General features: G+C 43.0%; 19 protein-coding genes. 5 read left to right on the top strand and 14 right to left on the bottom strand.

Annotation, left to right across the window (positions count from 1 at the left end):
• Positions 1 to 106 precede the first annotated feature (106 nt).
• Positions 107 to 1,195 carry a LacI family DNA-binding transcriptional regulator gene (locus CD03_RS0124220; RefSeq protein ID WP_027295835.1) on the bottom strand — a complete coding sequence of 363 codons (1,089 nt, stop codon included), beginning with the start codon at positions 1,193 to 1,195 and terminating at the stop codon, positions 107 to 109.
• Positions 1,196 to 1,263: 68 nt separating this feature from the next.
• Positions 1,264 to 1,833, bottom strand: coding sequence for a sugar O-acetyltransferase (locus tag CD03_RS0124215; RefSeq protein WP_027295834.1), 570 nt, complete (start codon positions 1,831 to 1,833; stop codon positions 1,264 to 1,266).
• A 364-nt stretch (positions 1,834 to 2,197) separates the two neighbouring features.
• On the opposite strand from CD03_RS0124215, the gene CD03_RS0124205 reads away from it, so the two are divergent.
• Positions 2,198 to 2,911, top strand: a complete 714-nt coding sequence (locus CD03_RS0124205; RefSeq protein ID WP_027295833.1) for a response regulator transcription factor — start codon at positions 2,198 to 2,200, stop codon at positions 2,909 to 2,911.
• Positions 2,880 to 4,496, top strand: coding sequence for a sensor histidine kinase (locus CD03_RS36460; protein WP_052377955.1), 1,617 nt, complete (start codon positions 2,880 to 2,882; stop codon positions 4,494 to 4,496). The genes CD03_RS0124205 and CD03_RS36460 overlap by 32 nt, the downstream gene beginning before the upstream one ends.
• Positions 4,497 to 4,592: 96 nt before the next feature.
• Here CD03_RS36460 and CD03_RS0124195 read toward each other — a convergent pair whose 3' ends face one another.
• Together CD03_RS0124195 and CD03_RS0124190 are read right to left on the bottom strand one after the other, a co-directional pair.
• Positions 4,593 to 5,732: a uroporphyrinogen decarboxylase family protein gene (locus CD03_RS0124195; RefSeq protein WP_027295832.1), complete on the bottom strand. Its 1,140-nt coding sequence runs from the start codon at positions 5,730 to 5,732 to the stop codon at positions 4,593 to 4,595.
• Positions 5,733 to 5,744: 12 nt separating this feature from the next.
• The gene (locus CD03_RS0124190; protein ID WP_027295831.1) at positions 5,745 to 6,767 is read right to left on the bottom strand and encodes a uroporphyrinogen decarboxylase family protein; all 1,023 of its coding nucleotides are present in this window, start codon (positions 6,765 to 6,767) and stop codon (positions 5,745 to 5,747) included.
• 161 nt (positions 6,768 to 6,928) lie between these two features.
• On the opposite strand from CD03_RS0124190, the gene CD03_RS38050 reads away from it, so the two are divergent.
• The 3 genes from CD03_RS38050 to CD03_RS36455 all read left to right on the top strand — a co-directional run bounded on the left by CD03_RS38050 (position 6,929) and on the right by CD03_RS36455 (position 9,652).
• The gene (locus CD03_RS38050) at positions 6,929 to 7,153 is read left to right on the top strand and encodes a hypothetical protein (protein WP_152614144.1); all 225 of its coding nucleotides are present in this window, start codon (positions 6,929 to 6,931) and stop codon (positions 7,151 to 7,153) included.
• Between the two features lie 37 nt (positions 7,154 to 7,190).
• Positions 7,191 to 8,492 (top strand): IS110 family transposase, encoded by a 1,302-nt coding sequence (locus CD03_RS0124180; RefSeq protein WP_027295830.1) that lies wholly within the window; start codon positions 7,191 to 7,193, stop codon positions 8,490 to 8,492.
• A 251-nt stretch (positions 8,493 to 8,743) separates the two neighbouring features.
• The gene (locus CD03_RS36455) at positions 8,744 to 9,652 is read left to right on the top strand and encodes an AraC family transcriptional regulator (RefSeq protein WP_052377954.1); all 909 of its coding nucleotides are present in this window, start codon (positions 8,744 to 8,746) and stop codon (positions 9,650 to 9,652) included.
• Here CD03_RS36455 and CD03_RS0124170 read toward each other — a convergent pair.
• From CD03_RS0124170 to CD03_RS0124125, 10 genes are all read right to left on the bottom strand, one after another.
• Positions 9,649 to 10,485 (bottom strand): carbohydrate ABC transporter permease, encoded by an 837-nt coding sequence (locus CD03_RS0124170; RefSeq protein ID WP_052377953.1) that lies wholly within the window; start codon positions 10,483 to 10,485, stop codon positions 9,649 to 9,651. The two genes, CD03_RS36455 and CD03_RS0124170, sit on opposite strands and share 4 nt — an antisense overlap.
• 9 nt (positions 10,486 to 10,494) lie before the next feature.
• Positions 10,495 to 11,421 carry a carbohydrate ABC transporter permease gene (locus tag CD03_RS0124165; protein ID WP_156043022.1) on the bottom strand — a complete coding sequence of 309 codons (927 nt, stop codon included), beginning with the start codon at positions 11,419 to 11,421 and terminating at the stop codon, positions 10,495 to 10,497.
• Positions 11,422 to 11,496: 75 nt separating this feature from the next.
• Positions 11,497 to 12,834: an ABC transporter substrate-binding protein gene (locus tag CD03_RS0124160; RefSeq protein ID WP_027295827.1), complete on the bottom strand. Its 1,338-nt coding sequence runs from the start codon at positions 12,832 to 12,834 to the stop codon at positions 11,497 to 11,499.
• A gap of 335 nt (positions 12,835 to 13,169) precedes the next feature.
• The gene (locus tag CD03_RS0124155; protein ID WP_027295826.1) at positions 13,170 to 16,328 is read right to left on the bottom strand and encodes a glycosyl hydrolase; all 3,159 of its coding nucleotides are present in this window, start codon (positions 16,326 to 16,328) and stop codon (positions 13,170 to 13,172) included.
• A 69-nt stretch (positions 16,329 to 16,397) separates the two neighbouring features.
• Complete coding sequence (locus tag CD03_RS0124150) at positions 16,398 to 17,885, bottom strand: response regulator transcription factor (RefSeq protein WP_027295825.1); 1,488 nt, start codon at positions 17,883 to 17,885, stop codon at positions 16,398 to 16,400.
• Positions 17,886 to 17,905: 20 nt separating this feature from the next.
• Positions 17,906 to 19,678 (bottom strand): sensor histidine kinase, encoded by a 1,773-nt coding sequence (locus CD03_RS0124145; RefSeq protein ID WP_027295824.1) that lies wholly within the window; start codon positions 19,676 to 19,678, stop codon positions 17,906 to 17,908.
• A 135-nt stretch (positions 19,679 to 19,813) separates the two neighbouring features.
• A complete protein-coding gene (locus tag CD03_RS0124140) occupies positions 19,814 to 20,644 on the bottom strand; it encodes a carbohydrate ABC transporter permease (protein ID WP_027295823.1) in 831 nt (276 codons plus the stop codon).
• Position 20,645: 1 nt separating this feature from the next.
• Positions 20,646 to 21,548, bottom strand: coding sequence for a carbohydrate ABC transporter permease (locus CD03_RS0124135; RefSeq protein WP_242849150.1), 903 nt, complete (start codon positions 21,546 to 21,548; stop codon positions 20,646 to 20,648).
• A gap of 44 nt (positions 21,549 to 21,592) precedes the next feature.
• Positions 21,593 to 21,715: a hypothetical protein gene (locus CD03_RS39035; protein WP_255348115.1), complete on the bottom strand. Its 123-nt coding sequence runs from the start codon at positions 21,713 to 21,715 to the stop codon at positions 21,593 to 21,595.
• Between the two features lie 140 nt (positions 21,716 to 21,855).
• Positions 21,856 to 23,235: an ABC transporter substrate-binding protein gene (locus CD03_RS0124125; protein ID WP_027295821.1), complete on the bottom strand. Its 1,380-nt coding sequence runs from the start codon at positions 23,233 to 23,235 to the stop codon at positions 21,856 to 21,858.
• Positions 23,236 to 23,443 lie beyond the last annotated feature (208 nt).

Raw genomic sequence — 23,443 nt, 5'->3', positions numbered from 1 at the left:
GCTTTTTCTGAGATTTACAGTTGTTCTTGGGTTTTTTGGAGTATTTTTGCAGCTATTCTTCATTTTTATTAATAATAATTTTCAAAAAAGTATTTAATTTATTTTTTTAATTCCTGGCATAGGAGGTTGTTCCCCGAACAATCAATCTGGGTTCGTACTCTACGTGATAAATACTGGTTGGCTGCAGTTCCAGGGCATCCAGGCTGTTTTTGGAATGAATTTTCCGGATAATAATATCGCAGGCATCTCTTCCCTTCAAAGGCACAAAATGTTCAATTGTAGTAAGGGACATCCGCTTCATTTTCGAAAAAAGTATGTTATCGCAGCCAATCACGGATACATCCCCCGGGACCTTTAGCTTGGCTTCATATAATGCGTCCATAATGCCAAAGGCAATCATATCATTCAGTCCTGCAATAGCCGTCAGGTCATCATGCTCTTTTAGCAGCTCCTTAGTCAGGTCGTAGCCCATCTTGTATTCCGAATCAATACTGGGCATGACGGTATCCATGTCCTCATCGGCTGATTTCACATATACCGTATCCCCAAATCCTGCTGCCCGAAACTCTTTTACAAATCCCTCTACACGCTTAAACCGCTGCCTCTGCCGGTCTGTCAGCGGAGGGGACACGAATGCCGCCCTCTGATGACCAAGTTCCAGCAGATGTTTTGCCATCAGCCTGCCTGGTTTCGAATTGTTCAGTTCTACAGCATCTACTTCCATGATATCTTCCCGGTTATTAATTACCACAAACGGAATATGTTCCGCTAATTCCTTTACCTGTTCCATAAAACAGGTACTTGGATTGCTGGTATAGATAATTCCAAGAGGCTGTACGCTATCCATCATTTTTAAATAATATTCTTCCATTTTCAGATCTCTCTGGGTATTGCAAACAAATACCGCGTAACCCTCTTCTTTGGCAACCCCTTCAATTCCCTGCAACAGCATTACATAATAGGGATTGGTCAGCGTCGGGCAGAACACGGTAATGAGCTTCCTGGCTTTATTATCTTTTCTTACTCTGCGCTTTGGAATATCATACCCCAGCTCACGGGCTGTGTTCTCCACTTTTTCAACTGTTTCTTTGGAAAAAGATACATTGTATTTCTTATTTAATATCATGGAAACAGTTGCCTGGGAAACCCCGGAAGCTTTTGCTACGTCTGATGAGGTTACTTTGTTCTTTTTCACTCTGGTTCCTTCTTTCTTTATATTTACAATACTGCTATAGAGCGTGAGTCCGGATGGAGTACCAGGTATTAATCAGCGATATCCTCATTTACTTTGCGGATTACCCTGCACGGATTGCCAACTGCCAGACTGTTTGGCGGAATGTCTTTCGTAACAACACTGCCTGCACCGATTACGCTGTTTGCACCAATCGTTACGCCAGGCAGCACCATCACCCCTGCGCAGATCCAGACGTTGTCACCGATATGAACCGGATGCGTGTATTCAAGACCTTGAATCCTCCGGGCTGCATCCATTGCATGTTCTTCTGTTATAATACATACATTGGGTGCAATAAATACGTTGTTTCCAATGGTAATCTTTCCGCTGTCCATGAGTTTGCAGTTGACGTTCAGGAAAAAATTATCGCCCACCGCAGTGTTATACCCATATGTACAGAAAAGCGGCTGCTCCACGACGCAGTTAGCACCGGTACTGCCAAGCAGTCCCTGTATGGCAGCCTGACGAGCTTCACGGTCAAGCGGGTGTATGTTGTTATAGTCATATAACTTTTTTACAGTCACGTCGCGGTCTGCCGCTAATTCAGGATCCCCCGGCTGGTATTGCATACCTGCATGTGATTTTTCTTTTTCTGTCATAAAAAAATTTACTCCTTCATTATTATTGTCGTTTCTGCCCCAAGCATTGTTTTAGAATCATTTAAATATGCAGCATCCGGCTTGACTGCAGACGTAATCATTTACTTTGAAATCATTATACCAAACGAATGCAAAAAAGGCTACTTACTGCATGAATTTTATTTTGTAAGAAAAATTTCAGAAATAACACTTAAAAATGACGGTATTATGGGCTATAATAAATTTAATGAATTTTAAAACACGCTCTGGGAGGAAAGGTTGATAGAAAATTACGATTCAGAAAGGACGCCACGATGTGATTCTTTCAACCTGTTTGATTGTGGCAGTATTGCAGGCTTGCCTGCAATATGCAGTGGGAATAAATATGGAGTTTGGAAAAATACTGGTCGTGGATGACGACCGGGAAATTGTACGTGCAATTGCAAAGCTTTTAGAACTGGAGGGTTATCAGGTGCTTCGCGCCTATGATGGGATGGAGGCTCTGGATCTGGTTATGAGTAATGAAATCCATCTAATCCTGCTGGATGTGATGATGCCCCGCCTAAACGGCCTGTCGGCAATGATGAAAATCCGGGAGAGCAAAAACATACCGATTATCATTCTGTCTGCAAAAACGGAGGAGAGTGATAAAGTTCTCGGTTTATCTATGGGCGCTGATGACTATGTTTCCAAGCCCTTTAATACGGCTGAACTGATCGCAAGAGTAAAATCACAGCTTCGCCGGTATCTGGCACTTGGTACAATCGGTACAGGGGAACAGACAAATGATAATATCATCGCACTTGGGGATCTCGTTCTGGATAAGAACGGTAAAGAAATCCAGGTGAATGGCAGAAATGCAAAGCTCACTGCAACAGAATATAAGATACTGGAGCTTCTGATGAGCAATCCAGGCAGAGTTTTCTCTGCGGAAGAAATTTACAGCCGGGTATGGAACGAAGAAGCTTACTCGGTGGAGAACACGGTAATGGTGCATATCAGGCGCATTCGGGAAAAAATCGAAATTAATCCGAAGACGCCTCAATATTTAAAGGTGGTATGGGGAATTGGATATAAAATTGAAAAATTGCAACACTGACAAAGATTATAAATATGTATGGTTTGGTATTCTGACACTTGCATTGTCCGGAATCAGCGCGTCTTCAGCAGAACTTTCCTTATCAGACTCGGCTCCCGGTTTTTTAGTGTGGCTGGCTGTTTATGCCTGCGGCGCCGCAGCTGTCTTAGCTGTTATTGAATTGGTCCGGCGTTTAGGTGCAGATAGGGAAGATATGTTTATCGACTATTTTGATAACTGGAAATTAGAGACACCGCTTATTCTTTTGCTGGTCTTCTACTTGTTTTATAAGGCATTTATTTTTCATGGATGGTTCTGGAATATTGTTGATAATGCCGGCAGCCTGGGTATGAGCTTTACGTTTCTGCTGACTTCCCTGAACCTGTTTTTACTTTCTATACCGTTTATGCTGGTAATCTCCGGCTTGATTCTGGTTTTCATCCGGCATATTAAAATTCTGGAATTGAGAAACAACAACCGTTACAAGACATTATTGCCAAAACTCAAAGAACGACACCGGCAAAACAGATCTCTATATGAGCAGAATTATGATTTTCAGAAAAAGCAATTCCGTCATACCGTAACCGGAGTGATCTGTATAATCGTACTAATGATTACCCTGCTTATATTTTTAGGGGCCTCTGATTTTATAATGTATACGGGAGGTCTGGGAGTTGCATTCATTTTCGTGTTATATATTTGCGGTTTTGTTGGTATTTTCCAATATATAGGGGGACAAAAGACGGTTGGACGTATGGGGAAAGTTCTGGATGCGGTAGAACTGATTGAATCCGGCGGCGCTTATCATCCTGATGGCACTTTAAAGAAAAATCCGGCATTTGAAAAAGCTTCCGTTCAGCTGGTCTCCATTCAGAAGCAGATGCAGAACAGCGCCACGGAACAGAAGAAAAGCGAGCGGATGAAGGTGGATCTGATAACCAATGTGTCTCACGACCTGAAAACTCCGCTGACATCGATTATCAGCTATATAGACTTACTGCAAAAGGAAGAAGGTCTCTCTGAAGAAGCAAATGATTATCTGAAGATTCTGGCACAGAAATCTGACCGGCTTAAAGATATGGTGCAGGACTTATTCGAAATTTCGAAAGCCACCAGCGGAACCATCGAACTGGAACTGGAATGCCTGAATATGAGAAAACTTCTGGAACAGACCCTGGGCGATATGGATGATCAGATCCAAAAATCCGGTCTGGTAATCAAGAAAAACTTCTGTAAAGAGGATGCCTATTTCCTGGGTGATGGAAAAAGAATGTACCGGGTTTACCAAAACCTGATTGAAAATGCACTGAAATATTCTCTTACCGGAACCAGGATCTACATTGACCTTACGGTAGAAAACACACGCGTAACAACGGTTATCAAAAATATTGCCGGATACGAAATGAACTTTACGGATGGCGATATCACCGAGCGTTTTGTACGCGGAGACAAGGAACGAAGTTCGGAAGGAAACGGGCTTGGACTTTCCATCGCTAAGAGTTTTACGGAAATGTGTTACGGCAACCTGGATATTGATGTTGACGGTGATTTATTTAAGGTTACGGTTTCGTTTCCGGAAACGAATAAGGAATTAGGAGAACATTAAAAGGGCACAAGGTATTTGGAGTAAATTAAAAGAACAGCATGCACCGTTTGATTCGGGTCTGCTGTTCTTTTTCATTTTATGCTGTATTATGCCCGTTTACGCTTTGGATAATGATATTTTCTGATTATATTCATCTACGATTCTGCCTACCAGGCGGATACGTTCGATATCGCCGGTTGAAGATAATTCATCGGATATCCCCAGTATCAGCTTTGGTGCAAACAACCGGATACATTCCTGAACCTGATCTGTTAATTCTTCCTCGGTAAACTCCTTGTCAAATAAGATAGCTGCGATACCATCTATCAGCCACAAATCATCACCCAGTGCTTCTTTCACTTCCTGTAATGTAACATCTCCCTGTGGTTTCGGCGTGATTGCTTCTATGCCATCTAATCCTGTCATTTTAGCGTATCTCAGAATATCTTTTGTATCACCGTCCCAATGGGAGTAGACAAACTTTCCCGCTTTATGAAGCAGCTTACACCTTTTTTGGTATGCGGGAAGTACATATTTTTCAAAATAATATGGTGGCAAAGTTTTACAATGAAGGTTATCCCCGAAATTAATCATCTCTATGGGTGATTGGTTGATAACCGCAATCATGCGCTCCTGGTTTTGTTCCAGTGCAAGAAAAAACCGTTCTACTGCTTCCGGGAAATCAGCCAGCGCATAGATTGCATTTTCCACCCCCATTAAGTCTATATACAGATACTGAATATTTACCCTGGGCATAAAAATAGCAGGAGCGCCAATTCTATTCCATTTACCATAGATTTTATCAAATGTTTCCTGGTCCCATTCCCACTCCTGGTGGTTCACCACATAGCACATTACATCCAGATCTTCTTCCGTTTCTGCCCACCACTTTTTGGGAAAGCTTCCGGAATTTGAAGAGTTTGAGACCATAATACAATTGAGAATCCCCAACGGTGTTTCGATGATCTGCTCTGTTTCCATTTCTGATATTTTGTTTTCACTTCTTTTAATACTGCTGTCTTCCTTTATTTTAAAGCAGTCGTTATATTCATAAATCCGGTTGGAACATCCCAGTTCCCGGTAAATATCCGGAAGCTTGGCCCCCTTGAACCTGCCTGGCAGTTCTTCCTTTGCAAAATTTTTATCATCATACCAGCACCCGATTCTTGGCTGCCAGAGGATTCTTCCATTTGTCTGATTATGTATCACATCCAGTTGATACTGATAAAGATCCAGATTACAGTGGTCTGTCTGCATATAGAACCCCTCCTATTCCATTGCCTTGTTTAATCTGTCCCAGGTCTCAAAAACCGTATAAACATTCTGGGGATCAGCACCGGGTCCAAATTCACATTGTGCAATACATCCCCCATTTTTCCAAAGCTTCCGGTAAACCTGCTGAACTGCCTCTGTAACCTCTTCTTTGGTACCATCCGGTAAAATATGCTGACGGTCTATCTCCCCCCAAAACGTAATTTTTCCCCGGTATTTTTCCAGCTCATCCAGTCCAATGCAGAAAATCTGTGAATTGAAAGCGTCAAGCCCCAAATCTATCATTCTGGGATATATTTCTTTTGTGTTCCCGTCTGAATGCATAAAAGACTTTTTGCCATACTTTCTGGCTATTTCTATGTAATCTTTATACATTGGGCGAAATATCTTATCCCAGATCCTGGGATTGATTAATAAGTTATTCTGGCTTCCCCAATCATCCATAAACATGATTCCGTCAATCTCTGTCTGTGCCCATTTTTCTACCAGTCTGCAGTAAAAGTGATGCATTTTGGAAATAAACTCCGTCATCTTTTGGGGCGGATACATTAAATCCATATACAACTCTTCTGTGGTTCTTAAAAACTGGAGCTGCTCGAATGGGCGCGGACAACAGCCGCTCAGAACAAATTGATCTGTATTCCTGCAAAACCGGTTTACCGCTTCCTTATCAAAATCAAGCAATTCTTCCGGAATATGGACCCTATCGGCATCCAGCCAATCCTCATCCTTAATTAATGCTTCTTTTACTTCACCGATAATTCCCTGGTGGATATTAATAAATCTGCAGCCCCAGTCATCCACATATTCTCCCACTTCGCAGGAATTTCCCCTGGACTGCGTTGGCGTCTTTAAAATTGTGGGCGCCTCTACGATGTCATCCCGGTATTCCTTATGGATGCGTTCCACCATCTCCCGGTGATTCATATCTGCCCAGGGCAGATACCATAACTGTCTCGGAATCCTTCCATCTGTATTTCGAAACTCCAGGGTTGCATTTACTAACTCTCTTGATGTCATGTGATATCTCCTCGTATAATAAGTTTGTAAGCAAGAAAAACACAGCTTACAGACTTATTCTTTTTTATGGTATAGAGGTAAGGACATCTCTGAGGATTCCCCTCATCCTATTCCCATCTATACAGTCAATAGTTACTTTTTCATATGGTTAATCCTGTGGTATGATATCAGCAGAGTCTGATGTCCGAAGGCACTGCTTCGTCTCCTTTCAGCCGGCTTTGTCCGTGACTGCTTCAAAAGCATGCAGCCTGGCACACATGGCACATTCCGCTTACACAGAAGCTGCATCTCCAGCCGGAGCACCAGCAAAAAATGCTGACTGGATGAATGCTCATAACGCGAGGCTGCGGTCACCATATGTAGCACAGGATAAACCTTTTGCTTAAGGCTCCAATAATCTGGATCGGAAAGGAGCGTGATTACATGATAAAGATCAACTATATGTCCACTTTGTTTGTTGGTATTGATGTAAGTTCCAAATCCAACGTTGTATGTGCCATCGACTTCGATGAAAACAAATACATTTCTTCATCCTTTCAGAACAACCAGCCTGGGGCGGAAGAACTTGCCGCCATGATAGCTGACTGTATGGCACATCATAAAAACCTCAATACGGTTGTGGCTACACTGGAAGCCACCTCCGTTTACAGCGTTCACATCGCCAATTTTCTGTCTACCTGTGAAACGCTCATGCCCTATCGCCCTTACGTGTTTTGTGTCAATCCAAAGATGACTGCAAACTACCGTAAATCTTATATTGGCATGGACAAGACAGATCCGCTTGATGCGTATCTCATCGCTGATTTTGCACGATGCGGACGTATTAAAAAATGTCAGCCATGGCGTGGCAGCCAGTTTCTGGCTCTAAAACGTCTGACCAGACACCACCTCCATCTTGCTGAGTGCATTACAAGAGAGAAAACCTATATGGTATCAAATCTTTACTTGAAATTCAGTGAACTTCAGCTTCTGGATGATGATTCGCAGCCCTTTAGTAACCTGTATGGTGCTACTTCTTCTGCTGTTTTAACAGAATACCTGTCTCCACAGGAGATTATCGATTCTTCCGAAGAAGTACTTCTGCAATTCCTTTCCCTGAAAAGCAGAAACCGCATCGCTGATCTATCAAAGACCTCTGAACTTCTAAAAAAAGCTGCAAGAGATTCTTATCGATTGGACAAATGCATGTATGAGCCGCTAAATGTTTCTTTAGCAAGTTCATTTAACTGTATCCATACCTATCAAAAAGAAATGAAACTGGTAGATCAGGCAATCGAAAAAAGTATGAATGGCATGAATCCGAATGCATTTACTATCCTGAAATCCATTCCAGGAATAGGGCCTGTATGGGCTGCTGGTATGCTGTCTGAAATCGGCGATATTAATGTGTTTCACTCATCAGATGCACTTGCCAAGTATGCAGGCCTGACATGGCGAAAAAGCGATTCTGGAGATTTCTCATCAGAAGACAATCCGATTACCAGAGCTGGTAACGCCTATCTGCGTTACTATCTGGGTGAAGCTGCAAACAGCGTCAGGCGACACATACCGGAATATGGTGAATACTATGCTAAAAAATATGCTGAAGTAACCAAACATCAGCACAAGAGAGCACTCGCGCTTACATCTCGTAAATTTGTACGACTCGTTTTTGGTTTGCTGGTCAAAAACCAACTGTACACCGGCGAACAATTGGACGCCGAATATAATATTGAATCGAACTGATATTCGAAACTGACTTCATTTTTTCGAATGTTTATTAAGTGCACCCTTTTTTCAGAAAATCATATCAAAATCTTTTTCATTTTAGTCTTGACATATCACCAGAATGCTTTATTTTTAGCTCATTGCGTACTGACTGAAGCATTGATTTCTCCAGACAGTCATTACGCAGCCTTTATGTAATTATTGGATATTGCAAAAATGATTTCCATACCTTATATTAAGTCATAAGAAAACCCTTTATGGAGGTACCTATGACTGAATGCTTTGACGATGACTATATCTGGGAAAAGGATTTTAAGAAACTGAACAAACAGCATATTCAGATTCCATCTTTACACATGATCGCACGGGCTACGCTAAACCGGGCTTCTGCTCCCTTATCTGAGCATTATCATAAAAACCGTTTAGAATTTGTAACCATAATTAACGGTCATCAGCAATATTCTGTCAACGGACATACCTATCATCTGTTCGGACAGGATGTATTCACTACCTTTCCTGATGAACCTCATGGTAATAACAATTCTCATCAGGCTGTTTGTGAATTCATCTGGTTTCAGATCGATATGACGAAATGCAGTAACTTTCTTGGCTTATCACCACCCCTGAGCGATATACTATATCAAAAGTTATCCTGCTACAAAAAGAGGACGAATAAGGTTGGCAATTCAGAACTTTTGCTGCTGATGCAGTCTTTTGACTACTTCTGCTCGGAAGATCCTGCCTGGAAACTTTTGGGTCACAGCCTGTTTCTTTCGTTCCTGACCAGACTCACCCTTACCGAAAACATTTCCCAGGATATTTCCTGTGATATTCAGAAAGCGATTGACTTCATTAAGGAAAATATAACCGAATACATCAACTTTTCATCCATCAGCGAAGTATGCAATCTGTCTGTTTCCAGATTAAAAACAAAGTTTAAGGAGCAGATGGGCATAACCCCCAGAGAGTATATCAACTCTCTTAAAGTGGAGTATGCAAAAAATATGCTGCTGGATGAGAACTATAATATTACAGATGTTGCTTTCGATCTGAATTTTTCCTCCAGTAATTATTTTTCTTCGGTCTTTAAACAGTTTACAGGTTTTACGCCTTCTCAGTACCGGGATCTGATCTCTCATGGTTCTGCTGCTGATGGCTCCTTTCATGAGCCTGCTTAACCTTTTACCCCACCTGCCAGATTGTCCGTGAACATTTTTCTGGAACACAGGAATAATACTACTGCCGGAATAGAGATCAGAACCGCACCAGCCATAATGCCGCCCCAATCAGTTCCATGGGGTCCCTGAAATTTTGCCAGAGCCATAGAAACGGTGTATAACTTTTCGTTAGAAATAAATGATACTGCCACCAGATATTCCTGCCATATGGTGATAAATATAAATATCGCTGTAGATATTATTCCCGGCATCGCCAGGGGAAACACCACGTAGAACATAACCTTAAAATTAGAGCATCCATCAATACATGCCGCTTCTTCCAGTGAAACAGGTACATCATTAATATAATTAATCAGCAATACTACCGCGATAGGAAATGCTATTCCCAAATAGGTAATCCATAAGGATGAAAAAGTATTCAGCATTTTTAATTTACTCATGATCAGATACAACGGAATAATGTATGCAATCATCGGTATAAACTGCGTTAATAATATCGTTGAATTTAAGAACCGCTTTCCACGAAAATTTTTCCTTGCAAAGGCATATGACATTAATAATCCGGTCAGGATGCTGATGACTACCGTAATACAGGTGATAACGAGACTATTTGTTAAGCATTTCAACAAGTCAACTTTGATAAATGCATCCTGAAAATGTGCTATCGTAAAAGACTGTGGGATTAACGACAAACTACTGTTAAAAATTTCTTTGTCTGTTCGAAAGGCAGTAGAAACAATCCAATATAAGGGAAAAACTAAAAAAAGCAGCAGACCGATATATATGATATACTTCAACAGCAGATATCCTTTCTTTTTTTTCATTCCAACCATAAGCACCTCCTATAAGTCAGCGGATCTTTTTTTTAGCATCCCTGGAATTGTATTCATTGCTAATACAACTACCAGTAACACAAGTATCATCATAACAGCAAAAGCAGATGAATCTGAATAATCAAAGAATTTAAATGCTTTTCTCTGCAGCAAAACCGGCAGTGTTTCAGTAGCGCCTGCCGGTCCGCCTCCTGTCATAACATGTACTAAACCAAATGAATTAAATGTCCAGATAAAACACAATGTAAGAACAGAAGTAAACGCCGCTGCAATATGCGGCATCTCAATGGATTTAAATAAAACCCATCTGTTCGCTCCATCGATCACTGCCGCCTCCACCTGATCAGATGGAAGGGTACGAAGTTTTGCAAAAACGGTTATGGCTACTACGGGAAATCCCCGCCATATATTAGCAAAGGCAACCGCAAGCATGGCGTACACGCTGTTTGAGAATATATCTTCCCCCGCTGGAATGATATGTAATGTTTCCAGTAGATTATAATATGGTCCTGTCTGATAGTTTAAAAGCAATTTCCAGGTATATCCGGTAACAACCTCTGGTAAAATCCATGGAATCAGTAAAAAAACCTGTAATGCTCCTACTCCCTTCATGGTTCTGGAGTTTTGTAAAAATGCAGCAATTAAACCGAAGATAGCAACAAAACTAATTACGATGGCCACATATATAAGGCTCTTGACCAATGCCCCCGCAAACTCATCTCCCTGGATAATATTGGTGTAATTTTCAATTCCAATAAGCGTAGTATCCGAATTCAGCAGGGAATAATCTGTAAAACTATAAAATATATTCTGCAAAAATGGCAGGAAAATAACCAGCAGAAGCAATAAGATACCTGGTATTATAAGTAAATAGGGAAACATTCCCCGGAATCTCTTAGATTTGAACAAAACTTCATACCCCTTTCCATCACCCACAATTTGTTATAGCCCCTATAAATATTTACCGGCCTCACGACTTTGCGTCGTCATAAACTGACGCAGTCATAAGTTTTATTTGTTTTTATCCAGGAGCTTTTGAACGCTGTCCTGCGCTTTACTGCAAGCCTCATCTACCGGTATCTTTCCATACAGAACATCGGTCCAATAGGAAAAGAAATCTTCTGACACTTCATTTAAATTAGGCACAGGTATTCCGGCAAGGTAAGCGGTTTCCAACTGATCTCTGAAAATATCATATTTTTTATCTGTATAAGGTGCCACTTTATATGCATCTTCCATTGTGGGCAGATCCGTTGCTGCCATACTTGCCATAGCTTCGGGAGTTGTAGTTATATACTTCATAAGGTTCCATGCTTCCCCTGCATTTTTCGAACCGCTTCCAATTGCCATCTGGAATCCGCCTGACGTAGATGCCTGCTCTTTTGTGCCGCTTGGAATTTTAATTAATTCATATGTGAAATCTACTTCCGGCATTAAGGAGTATTCCCAGGGGCCAAATACATACATTCCGATATTTCCGGTGGCAAAGGCTTTTCTTCCATCGTCCTCTGTCATAGTAAGGCAGTCTTTTGGCATATATTTTAGAAGTTCTACATTAAAATTCAGGAAATCTTTCATTTCCTGTGTGTCAATTTTTGCCACTGGATGTCCATCTTCTATTTCATACAGCCTACCCCCGTTACCCATTAAAAATACGCCTTGTTCATAGGTTGGAACGTATGAATTACGACACATGGAATTTACAAAACCAAAGTTTCCGTCTTTGGTCATAGCAGCTGCCGCTTCTAGCATTTCTTTCTGGGTTTCCGGATATTTCTGTCCATATTTTTCAAATAGTTCTTTATTAACCGCTAATACTCTTGTTCCTGTATTAATTGGTATTGCAAATAGCTGTCCATCAGATTTGCCCTGTTCCAGTAAAGAGGTAAATATGATATCCTCGTAATTGATTCCATCCGCCTTCACAAATTCATCTATGGGTTGTATAATATCTCCTTTTACATAAGCAAGGGTATCAACGTGATTAACGGTAATCAAATCATAGTCATCATCCGCCTGATGGGCTGCAATTGCATTTTGATTCATTGCCACAAAGTCAGGCGCTTTTACCAGCTCCACATTCACATTGGGATTCTGTTCCAAGTATGGCGCTATGGCTGCTTCTACCGAATCAGCAGATGTTTCCTGTATTAAAATCCTTAGATTTACTTCTTCCGGTGATGCACTGTTCGTATTTTCCGGTGTTTCAATATCTTCTGATTTCCCCTGATCTGTCCGGGCTGTATTTTGGATACCTTTTGCTGTACCGTCCTCTCCCTGTGAGCCTCCGCAAGCGCACAATCCGGTTGCCATTGTTAATGCCAGAACTACTGCTAATGTCTTTTTCATTTGTACCTTCCTCCATGATCTTAATTTATATTTCTCCGCATTTAACTTTTTTCTGTCAGCTATTTCTTGTTCCGCCCTCCTTTTATTGTTATTTTTTACTAATTAATCAATCTTTTCATTTCTATTTGTGATAATATTGTACACTTATCTCTCCTGTTTAGCATTTAAAATCGTACATAGTACTAATTCGAACATCACCTGGTCCAATTCCATTGTAAGTTATTTTACTCAATCGTGCAGGAGGTCAATTGAACCCAAAAAAAGCCCGGATTCCTTTTATCATAAAGAAATACGGACTTTTTATCTTATTCAGCTGTTAAAACAAAACTGCATACTCATGCGTTCTTATCTGTAATCACATAAATCTCCGGTGCTTTCAAAATTCCGGTCTCTTTGATAAAATATTCATAAGACCACTCTTCCTTCGTACTCCTCCATGCATTTGGACCAAACCACCGTTCCACCTCATTGCAGTTGTGTATGGCACCAAAAGTATTGACCCGGTTTCCAAAGCTGGTTATTTGAAACAGGTGAACTCCAGACGCTGCTTTCCCCAGCGAAATACGGTACGGAGAAAATGCTATATGCCCTGCCTTCTCCCCATCCAGTTCCACTTTTAGTACCGGACTTCGGAATCTTGAGATCTCCATGTACACTTCACCTTCGGGAAGCGTCAGCGGAAGTTCATAGGTTACATTCCCCCCATAGAAAGGAAAGCCCTGCCGGGTGATGTCACCGAACACAAGTGTTTCCGGCTTTTCTCTCAGCACACTTCTGCTGCCTTCCACAGATACCGCAAATTCTCCCAGAAGATACATGGCTTCTATATTTCTTTTTTCATTGTAAGGTATCCTCACCAGAATTTCATTTGTGCCTTCCTGCAGTCCTCCAATGGGTACCGTGCGGATATCCCGGTCCACGTACCATCCGTCCAAACTTCCGGATACGAATCTTTCGTTAACCCGGATTTCAACATCCCCTGCATCTTCCAGGGCGAGATGAAGATCTTCCAGGGCCGTCAGGCACCGGACGGAAAATTTCAGAGTCAGGCTATGGTTATAGGGGTACTCTGTCTGGTCTGTCCAGGGCTGGGCAAAAGCTTCCATCCTCTTTGGATATCCCAGTTTTTCCCGGAACAGATTGTCAATACGCAGTATTTCCTCCCTGGAATGCCATGTTTCCCCGTCCATCTGATACTCTGCCATATCCAAAATGCACACATTCGGTTCTGACAGAGTATACTTCATGGGTGAATCAGGTGTAATGAAAATGTTCTCCAATTCTGCTTCTTCTCCCAAAGATAAGGTCTTTCCCCCATCGTGTGCGGTGTCCGCTTGATCTGTAACTGGTGCAAAAGGCTCCATATACAGAAGAAGACTGTCATGTTCATAGAGTGTCATTGTAATATTTGTCTTTCCCCGGTATTTGACCGATTCCAGTTTTCTGGTTTCTCCTGTGAGTGTGTCATACAAGGTCAAGTCCCAATAGCCGTCAAGGGTTATGGTATTTTGCACCGGTTTGGGGATATCCTGATTTTTCATGCGGTTCACATGGGACAGGAACAGCCAGCGGCCGGAACCGTCATTTCGCATCTGATAGATCAGATTATCCGCCCGAATCCCCCTTGCATCTCTTACTTCTACCAGTCGGCAGTTCTCCAGGCTGTTCAGCAGTTCATTGGCGCAAAATGCGGCATACCTGCATTTTTCTGCCAGCTGTCCCGGGCGGCTGTCCTTCTTTGCATCCATGTATTTTGGAAGCCTGCCGGTAAAAATCACCTGCCCTCCCTGTTCCCTGAATTTCTCCAGGCGTTCCACTGTGGTCTTTCTCAAGGTTATACAGTTTGGAACCACTACTGCATCATACTTCATCTTTCCTACCGGAAATTTACCATTTTCAATCTGTCCTGTTTCCATTTGTTCGGGAAGCAGGGATTCGGATATAAAGTCAAAGTCCTGAAGGCCGTACAGCAGCCACTCGATCACTGACCGGAAGCCGTCTTCCAGTTCCCGTCGGATTCCGCTGGTCTTTTCCTCTGTTCCCCAATATAGCCAATATGATTCGATGGGATGAATGACGCCGATTTTTACTTCCGGCGTACCACGGGTAACGGCGGTATTTACCCTTGCAAAGTGATCCTCAATCAGCTTATACTCCCTGTACCAAGGGGACTGGTAACCGATTGCGGCAGGATAATCCCGCTTGGCTTCCCCAGCCATGCTTGCCCAGTTCAGATGAGGTACGCGGACTGTGACTCCCAGGGCCGCCTGCCAGTCTCCCTGTAATTTGTGCCCCCGGAAATCAAAATCCCAGTTTGTCACACCATATAGTTCACTTGCCATGCCCTCTCGTCCGTATTGATGAACCGCACTCTGCGCCTGCTTTGCTGTAGAGAGCTCCCGGCTGTCACAGAGTATATCAATCCCCGGAATATCGAAGGCTTTATAAGACCGCATCGCCTCCCCCAGAGCTGCCGTCTGGGACATCAGCTCCGGTTCCTCCATCATATGTCCGGTCAGACGGATGCCGTGGGCTTTACACCAGTCCCCCACCTGCACTGCATAAGACTGCACAAAACGATCACAAATATGATCGTGGTACTGGTATCTGGTCTCTGACACCTGGTCTTCTCCTGCCTCCCAGAATAATTCCGGGAGCTTTTCCAGCAGGCTGTGACCATATTTCATCCGGAAGGAATCCTCCAGGTCATCCGTATAAGGAATAATAACCTGTTCCCTGGCATCAGCATAACCCAGTCTCCCTTTATGGCAGAACTGGGGCTCATCTGTGAAGATGGCGGGTATCCGTTTTCCGAATTCCCCTCCCACTTTCTCAGCGTATTTTTCATGGGCCGCAAGAAGAAATTGTTTTACAGCCTCCGGATTCAGAGTGTCCAGATATGCCTGGTTATTGAACCAGGGATTATCTCCTGACACTTCCATGTAAGCATACCACTTTTCATATCCGGGTGATGGTTCCTGTTCCTCTTTCAGCATAACGTAATCTTCCATCCATCCGTCCTGCAGTTTTACCCCGTAGCACTGCAAAAGCTCCCGTTCCATGCTTCGTACTGCCTGTGCACCGGATATATAGACCGGCTTAAAATACCTGCCGGTAAGATTCCACGGGCTGAACACGAGAAAACGGCTGCGGTACTGATGGTCGCCTGTGACAAATCCCCCGCCATATCCCGATGGCCAGCGGTCCTCGTCATACAGCCACAGAAGCATATTCCTCTTTTTGGCCTCCTCCAGGCTGTGTTTGACCAGTTCCATAAATTCTTCACCCAAATAGGGGACGTTCATTCCCGTCCGGCAATGAAGATGGGCTCCTCCCATCCCCATTTCTTCCAGCTCTGCATATGCATGTTCCACATGTTCCCGGGTCATTTTACAGTTCCACGCCCAGAATGGTGCTCCCCTGTATTCAGACGGGGGATTTTCAAATAATTCCTTAGATAAACGCTCTTCTTTGCTTTTTTCGTATAGTTTCATGCTGCCTCCCTGACATTTTCCTGTTTCTGTTTATTCCCATAGGCTATTTGACTGCCTCACTGTATGAATTCAATCATTTTTTAGTTCTTCCATGTACTCAGTAGGACTAATACCGGTCACGGACCGGAAAATCCGGCTGAAATAAAACTGGTCTCCGTAACCCACTCTGGAAGCAATATCTTTGATATATAATTCTCTTTTATCCCGCATAATCTGCTGGGCTTTTTCCACCCGGAGTATGGTAAGCCTCTTACTGAAGCTTACCGTACTGTATTTTCTGAAAAGCCGGCTCAGATATGCCTGTGAAATGCCGAAAACATCACATATCTTCTGGGGTGACAAAGGTTCTGTGAGATGTTCTTTGAGATATTTTTCTACTTTATCAAAAAATTCCGGGGTGTCGATCTTCCAGGTTCTGGATTCCTCCAGTATATTCCTGCACAGAATCTGCCGGATATCTTCTGCCAGCTTCTGCATATTTTCCGCATAATAGAAAGCCTCATCGATAAAGTACTCACACATGGCAACCGGCTCATCCAGCAGATCGGCTCTTCGGAAAACACTGAACATCTCCCGGACTTTTTCCTCTGTCCAAAGCTGAGTGTACTCTTCCCTGCTCCATTTGGCAAAACACCGGGATATCTCATCGGGAATATCCTGTCTGTTATGCTCCTTTATTAAAAATTCCAGCCTGCTCAGAGACGAATTGTCAAATTTATGTCCACCTTTTTCTGCCGCATCGAAATCTTCGTCCCGGATAATCTGATTTTTCCCGATGACCAGCTGATAATCCATCGTCTGGTAAAGCTGCCGAATCATTTCCGGAAGCTTCTCCGCCGGTACCGGCCGTTCCTTTAATACTAACGTGTGAAACGCAGCGGTATTTTTCTGCTTTTCCAGAATATGCATCATAAATTTTTCAAAGCTGCTGTGAACCATCAATTTTACCGGGCATATGTACAAGGCTTCCATTTCATCTCTCCCGTATACCATCAGCTGCTCCTCTTTGATGGAAAATATCTCAACGCCTCTGAACTCTGCAAATCTTCTCGGCAGGCTGTTTTTTCTTAACAGTGCAATATAATATCCGTCATCAGAAAAGATACGACGGAAGCGTACCGGGTCCGAAATATTTCCCAGATACATCTCCCTGATCGTCCTGTTACGCAAGCCATAATAGTACTCATCCAGCCTGCCCTGAATCATATACATACTCTCCTGGAGCGTGGATGGCTTTACCGGCTTTAAAATGTAATCGCACACCCCATAGTACAGTGCGGACTGGGCATAATCAAATTCCTGATATCCGCTGATTATAACTGAAAGAATATCCGGATACTTCTCTTTCACCCTTTTGATGAGAAATATTCCATCCATGACAGGCATCTTTACATCCGTTATCAGCACATCCGGGCGGAGATATTCTAACTGTTCCAATGCACTTTTTCCTTCCTCCGCTGTCCCTACCACCTGAAAATTCGGGCATTTGTTCTGAATAATCGTACAAATATGCTCCAACGCAGCCGGTTCATCCTCTGCAATAAATACCTGATACATATGCTTTCATCTTTCCTTTCCTATTTTAGCGCCGCCCCAATGATAATCTCGGCTCCGCCTTCCTCCTTATTCTGAATCATAAAGACCAGGTCATCACCATTCAGCAGATACAGCCGGGCAAAGGTGTTCAAAAGTCCCATTCCCCCGATCCTCATCTCTACATTCTGGAAATTATCTGCCAGGTCTTCTTTTAACTGATTCATCTTGTCATCCAAATCTCTTTTTACACCCGGAGAGAATCCCTCTCCGTTGTCACTGACTCTGATATACCATCGGCTTTCGTCTTTGTAGCTGCTTACCGAAATCCTCATGATCCCGCTGATATTCTGAAAGCCGTGATTGATGCTGTTTTCCACCAGCTGCTGGATAACCAGCTTGGGAAGTATCTGGTTTTCTACGGTCTTATCCAGTTCAAGGGTGTATTCCAATTTGTGCTTATACCTGTATTTGAGCAATGAGAAATATAATTCCAGGTAAGTGATCTCCGCTTTCAACGTGGCATATTTTTCTTTCGTATCGGTGGAATACCGCAGCATTCCCGCCAGTTCATCACAGATATCACAGATCACTTCATCGTCGTTCAGACTGCCTCTGCCGGAAATGACATTCAGAACATTATAGATAAAATGAGGATTCACCTGAGCCTGCAGTACGTCAAACTGGGTCTGCAGCTGCAGGGTGGACAACTGTTTTTCCCGCTGAATCGCCGTGTGCAGACGGCTCCTCATATCCTCGTACACCTGTCCCATTTTCCGGAATTCATCATTGCCGTCCTTCAGATCCAGATTCATGGACTGGGTCAGGGTTTCCAGACTGGTATTCTGAAAAGCCTCCTGCAGACGGATCATGGGTTTTGTAAGATGCCTGGTGGATACTGTTACATACAGTAGCGAAAACAGCAGCATCCCTCCTATAAGGAAAAAGCTCATATATACCACATAGGAGGAATCTTCCTGAATTACGGAACTGTTTTTATAGACCATAACCGTAGTTCCCGCATCCACGTTATACTCTCCCACAGCCAGATATCTGGCTCCCTGACTTCCTTTAAAAGTATCAGCCGGAATGTTGTCCCGCTGCAGAAGACTTCTGCAAAAATCCAGATCCAAATCCCCGTTCTGGTAAATAACCTCACCCTTGTCGTCCAAAAGGCATACGTTTAAGTCTGTGTCACCCAGCTGAAGTTTGTTCCGGACATCTTCCAGGCTCATCTGAACTTCGATATACCCCATATTTCTTCCCTGTATTGCCTTTACAACAGATAATACCTTCAGGTTATCCTTATCACCCCAGGTATCCGGATGCATTCCAAGTATAGTAAATGTGTCCTGGTTGTCCTTTGCCCTTTCATACCATGGCATTTTTTTATAATCAAGATGCCTGCGGATTTTCCTGTCATCCATATTGTGGTTGGCAATCGGTTCACAATTATCGTTGCAGAATACCACCCGGTAAAATTTCTTACTGATATAGTCATTGTTTTCCTGAGATAAAATCGTATCCTCTGAATTCAGGAAATACCTTTCTGTCCGCTCAGACCTTTCCATTGTAGAAATGGTAGTGATCGCCGTCAAAGTGTCCGCATCGCTGAGCAGATAGTAACTCACATCTTTCATGGACTGAATCAGCTCGTCATACTGCTGGCTCAGCTGCCGGACGCTGATGGAAAGATTCTGCATCTCCCTCTCTTTTATTTTCTCCATACTGATGGAATAATAGATATATCCTGCTACAATTGCGGTCAATATCCCCAGTATGGCATATACGGTTCTCATTTTTGTCTGAAACTTCATGCCGTTCCCTCCTCCCGGAGTGTATTCATGCAGGCTGCGGGACTGATTTTACAGACACACTCCAGGAATTATTGTATCACGAAAGCAGCTCCCGGGATAGAATCATTCCAGATACCTTTCCGGTAAATTTCGCGCTCACCCTTTAACGGAACCTGCTACCATTCCATCCATGATCTTCTTATTCAGAAAAATAAATATTATCAGCAGCGGAATTGTAACTACAAGAGCATCCGCAAACAGGAGATTGTAAGAGGTGGAGTATTTCCCCTTGAAATAATAAAGAGTCATCTGCACTGTCATATTTTCTTTTCCCGGTAAAAAATAAAGGGGAGTGGTAAAATCATTAAAATAATTTACCGAGTTTAATATGGCCACGGTTGCCGTAATCGGCTTCAGCAGAGGAAAAATGATTTTCCGGAACATAACTCTGGGATTGCAGCCATCGATACAGCCCGCTTCCTCCAGCTCCTTAGGAATACTGGAAATAAAGCCCCGGTACAGCATGGTGGTATAAGGTATTCCGGTGGCAATCTGCACTAATATTACCCCCAACAGGGTTCTGTATATATGTAATCCCTTTAGAACCCAGATCGTAGGCAGCACTGCAGGAGAGATTATAAGCCCTGTCATAATGAGCATATTTACGAAATTGGTCGTTTTATCCTGTCGCCTTTGGAGCACATATCCCGCCAAAGAGCAGACCAGCACCAGACCAGCTACAGAAAATACGGTCAGCAGAATGCTGTTTTTAAAAGCGGTAAGCAGAATGTAATTACTCTCTTTAAATACTTCCACATAATTGCTCCACATCAGCTTCTCGGGCAGCGCAAAGCTAAACTGGTTTGCTTCTTTTGCAGTTTTCAGGGAATTGATAAACATATAAATAAATGGCGTTACAAAAATTAAAATCGCAGCAAGCATCCCAATGATATCACCAAACAACAAAAGCTTTTTTTTTCGTTTCATCTCAGTCCACCTCCTTGCTCATCAGGAATTTCTGAAGCGGGAATGCAAGCAATGATACCAGTACCAGCATAATCACATTACCGGCTGTGGATATTCCATAGAATCCCGATGCATACTGTTTGTAAATAACGGAGGACAGTACATCTGTGGCAAAACCGGGTCCCCCTCCTGTCATGGACCAGATCAGCTCGAAGCTTCTTAATCCCCCAATAAAAGAAAGAATAATAATACTGTTCATTGCCGGGCGGCAGAGGGGCAAGGTAATGCTTTTCATTTTCTGCCATCCGTTGGCGCCGTCTATGGACGCTGCTTCATAGAATGTTTTGTCAATACTTACAATACCTGACACAAAAATTACAGTGGCGATGGATAGCCCTTTCCAAACATCGGTCCAGATAACTGAGTAGAGGGCTACCGAAGGTTCTCCAAGCCAGTCAACCCCGGCAATTCCGAAAAATCCGATAATTTTATTGAACAATCCCTTGGAGTAATTCATAAAAGTGGAAAACGTAATTCCTACTACAATTGCACTTACCAGATTGGGGAAAAATACAATGGAGCGGATCATATTTTTTGTTCTAATGGCACTGGTAAGAAATATAGCGATAAAAAATGAAAGTATTGTTTTTAATGCAGAGGTCAGAACTGCATAGATCAGTGTATTTCTAATACTGATGTTCAGTGACCGCTCAGAGAAGAACATCTTATAGTTATCCAGTCCCACAAAAGTTGCTCCGTTAAAATCCCATACCGTCAGGCTGAAATAAAATCCCATGACCAGAGGTGTAATAAAAAAGACCAGGAAAATAACCATCGCAGGAGCAAAAAACCAATTCGAATATGTTTTATTTTTACTCATATTTATACCCATTGCATATTGCAGGCCTGCCTGCAATACTGCCACAATAAAACGGGTTGAAAGAATCACACTGTGGCTTCCTTTCCAAATCATAATTTTCTTTCAACCTTATACCCCCTGCATATTGCAGGCCTGCCTGCAATACTGCCACAATAAAACAGGTTGAAAGAATCACACTGTGGCTTCCTTTCCAAATCATAATTTTCTTTCAACCTTATACCTCCTGCATATCGCAGGCCTGCCTGCGATACTGTCTTAATAAGTAGTTTGAAAGCGGAACGCGCATTACGGGATATCCAAGGGTAAAAAAAGAGGTGCTGCCGACTGGGACAGCCACCTCGTTTTCTTACATTTAATTCCACATTCCAAGCTGCATAGCTGCCTTTTTGCAGTCTTCGTCATAGGCTTCTGCCGCTTCTTTGGCAGTTGTCTGTCCACTGCCGATCTCACTGCAGATCTGCGGACAGTTTGCGCCCTTGATTGGTGTCAGGTATTCAAGGGCCGGAGCTGTATTTCCTTCCGTATAATATGCCTGTACCTCTTTGATCAGGTCCAGAGACTCCCCTTTTGGCTCATATCCTGTATGGAAGCCGCCGGCTGGTGTATAGAAGGAAGTCAGGGTATCCATTCCCTCATCAGATGCATACCAATCCAAGAATGCCTGAATTGCTTCCACATTTTCACTGTTTTTATTCCCATAAATACCATTGGAAGGCCAGATGGTCAGTCCGGTCTGCTCCTGTGTATCCCCCGGCAGTGCGAAGAATCCCAGTTTGTTGATATCGTCCCCATAAGTCTCACTCCAGGTAGGAATCTGGTTGGAGAAATTGATCAGGTGTCCACATTCATTACTGAATATTCTTTCTGCAATCTCTTCGATGGTAACAGAAGCACAGTCCTCGTTAAAGTACGGAACTAGTTCCTCATATCTCTCCCAGGTTCTGAGCCCTGCCTTGGAATCTGCGAATTTAATGTTCCCTGCGGTAAATTCCTTTGCAAAGTCCGGCTCATCATGCAGGATCTGGTAATTGTCCGCCAGGAATGGAAGCTGGGCGTAGACTACATCCTTCAGTGCCGTTCCGACTCCGGTAACCCCTGCCTCTTTCAAGGTCTTCAGGTTTGACTGGAACTCATCCCAGGTCTTTGGTACTTCCAGATTATATTGTTTATACAGTTCTTTATTATAATAGACTCCGGCTCCCATGCTGTCGCACTGGGGGATGCCATATAACACGCCATCCACGCTTGCCGCCTGGCTAAACGCATCATCGAAGGTCTTCGCCATATCTGTATTGGTAAGATCAATAAAGTACTCTGCGGGATTGAGCGAAGAAAGCAGGCTTCCCGTATTATAAATCAGCAGATCCGGACAATCACCGGTAGCGAGTCTGGTCTTAACCACGTTGTCCTCCTCGCAGGGTTCAATATCGATTTTAAAACCGAATTTTTCTTCTGCAACAGCACATGCCTGATCCAGTACTCCTTTCGGTGTAGCGGATGAGCGGTTCAGCAAGGTAAGCGTTACACCTTCAAACTGTTTGTCACCTGATTGTTCCTTTCCTGATTCTTTTGATGTCTCAACCTGGCTATCATTTTTTTCTGTCTCACTGCCTTCCGAAGCAGTCTTTTGATCGTCCGCCTGTTGGGTGCTGTTTGAACCCCCGCAGCCTGTAAAGGTTACCACCGCCATTGCAGATGCTAATAATAGAGCTGTTAATTTCTTCCGTTTCATATTTGTTTCCTCCCGTTTTTTGATAATTCAATCCTATCATACGAGGTCCGCATTTGAACATGGACATTACACTAAAGAGCATAGAAAATAATTTGTTTTCTTTTCCATGAAACTTTTTATCCATGGTTTTTAGCATAATGTCCATGCCAGTACAGCGTTGCGTTGTTAACAGCAAATCGGTACGAAAAAGCACAGCACTACAACCTGT

The organism is Robinsoniella sp. KNHs210 (genome assembly GCF_000686105.1).
In the GTDB taxonomy this organism is placed as follows: Bacteria; Bacillota; Clostridia; order Lachnospirales; family Lachnospiraceae; genus Robinsoniella; species Robinsoniella peoriensis.
This window is presented reverse-complemented; position numbering and strand designations above follow the sequence as displayed.

Bases quoted from the DNA above. Each gene is read 5' to 3' on its own strand.
- CD03_RS0124215 (WP_027295834.1), bottom strand. From the start codon at position 1,833: ATGACAGAAAAAGAAAAATCACATGCAGGTATGCAATACCAGCCGGGG.
- CD03_RS0124160 (WP_027295827.1), bottom strand. From the start codon at position 12,834: ATGAAAAAGACATTAGCAGTAGTTCTGGCATTAACAATGGCAACCGGA.
- CD03_RS0124205 (WP_027295833.1), top strand. From the start codon at position 2,198: ATGGAGTTTGGAAAAATACTGGTCGTGGATGACGACCGGGAAATTGTA.
- CD03_RS0124190 (WP_027295831.1), bottom strand. From the start codon at position 6,767: ATGACATCAAGAGAGTTAGTAAATGCAACCCTGGAGTTTCGAAATACA.
- CD03_RS0124180 (WP_027295830.1), top strand. From the start codon at position 7,191: ATGATAAAGATCAACTATATGTCCACTTTGTTTGTTGGTATTGATGTA.
- CD03_RS0124150 (WP_027295825.1), bottom strand. From the start codon at position 17,885: ATGTATCAGGTATTTATTGCAGAGGATGAACCGGCTGCGTTGGAGCAT.
- CD03_RS0124155 (WP_027295826.1), bottom strand. From the start codon at position 16,328: ATGAAACTATACGAAAAAAGCAAAGAAGAGCGTTTATCTAAGGAATTA.
- CD03_RS0124145 (WP_027295824.1), bottom strand. From the start codon at position 19,678: ATGAAGTTTCAGACAAAAATGAGAACCGTATATGCCATACTGGGGATA.
- CD03_RS0124195 (WP_027295832.1), bottom strand. From the start codon at position 5,732: ATGCAGACAGACCACTGTAATCTGGATCTTTATCAGTATCAACTGGAT.
- CD03_RS38050 (WP_152614144.1), top strand. From the start codon at position 6,929: ATGATATCAGCAGAGTCTGATGTCCGAAGGCACTGCTTCGTCTCCTTT.
- CD03_RS0124170 (WP_052377953.1), bottom strand. From the start codon at position 10,485: ATGGTTGGAATGAAAAAAAAGAAAGGATATCTGCTGTTGAAGTATATC.
- CD03_RS36455 (WP_052377954.1), top strand. From the start codon at position 8,744: ATGACTGAATGCTTTGACGATGACTATATCTGGGAAAAGGATTTTAAG.
- CD03_RS0124125 (WP_027295821.1), bottom strand. From the start codon at position 23,235: ATGAAACGGAAGAAATTAACAGCTCTATTATTAGCATCTGCAATGGCG.
- CD03_RS0124140 (WP_027295823.1), bottom strand. From the start codon at position 20,644: ATGAAACGAAAAAAAAAGCTTTTGTTGTTTGGTGATATCATTGGGATG.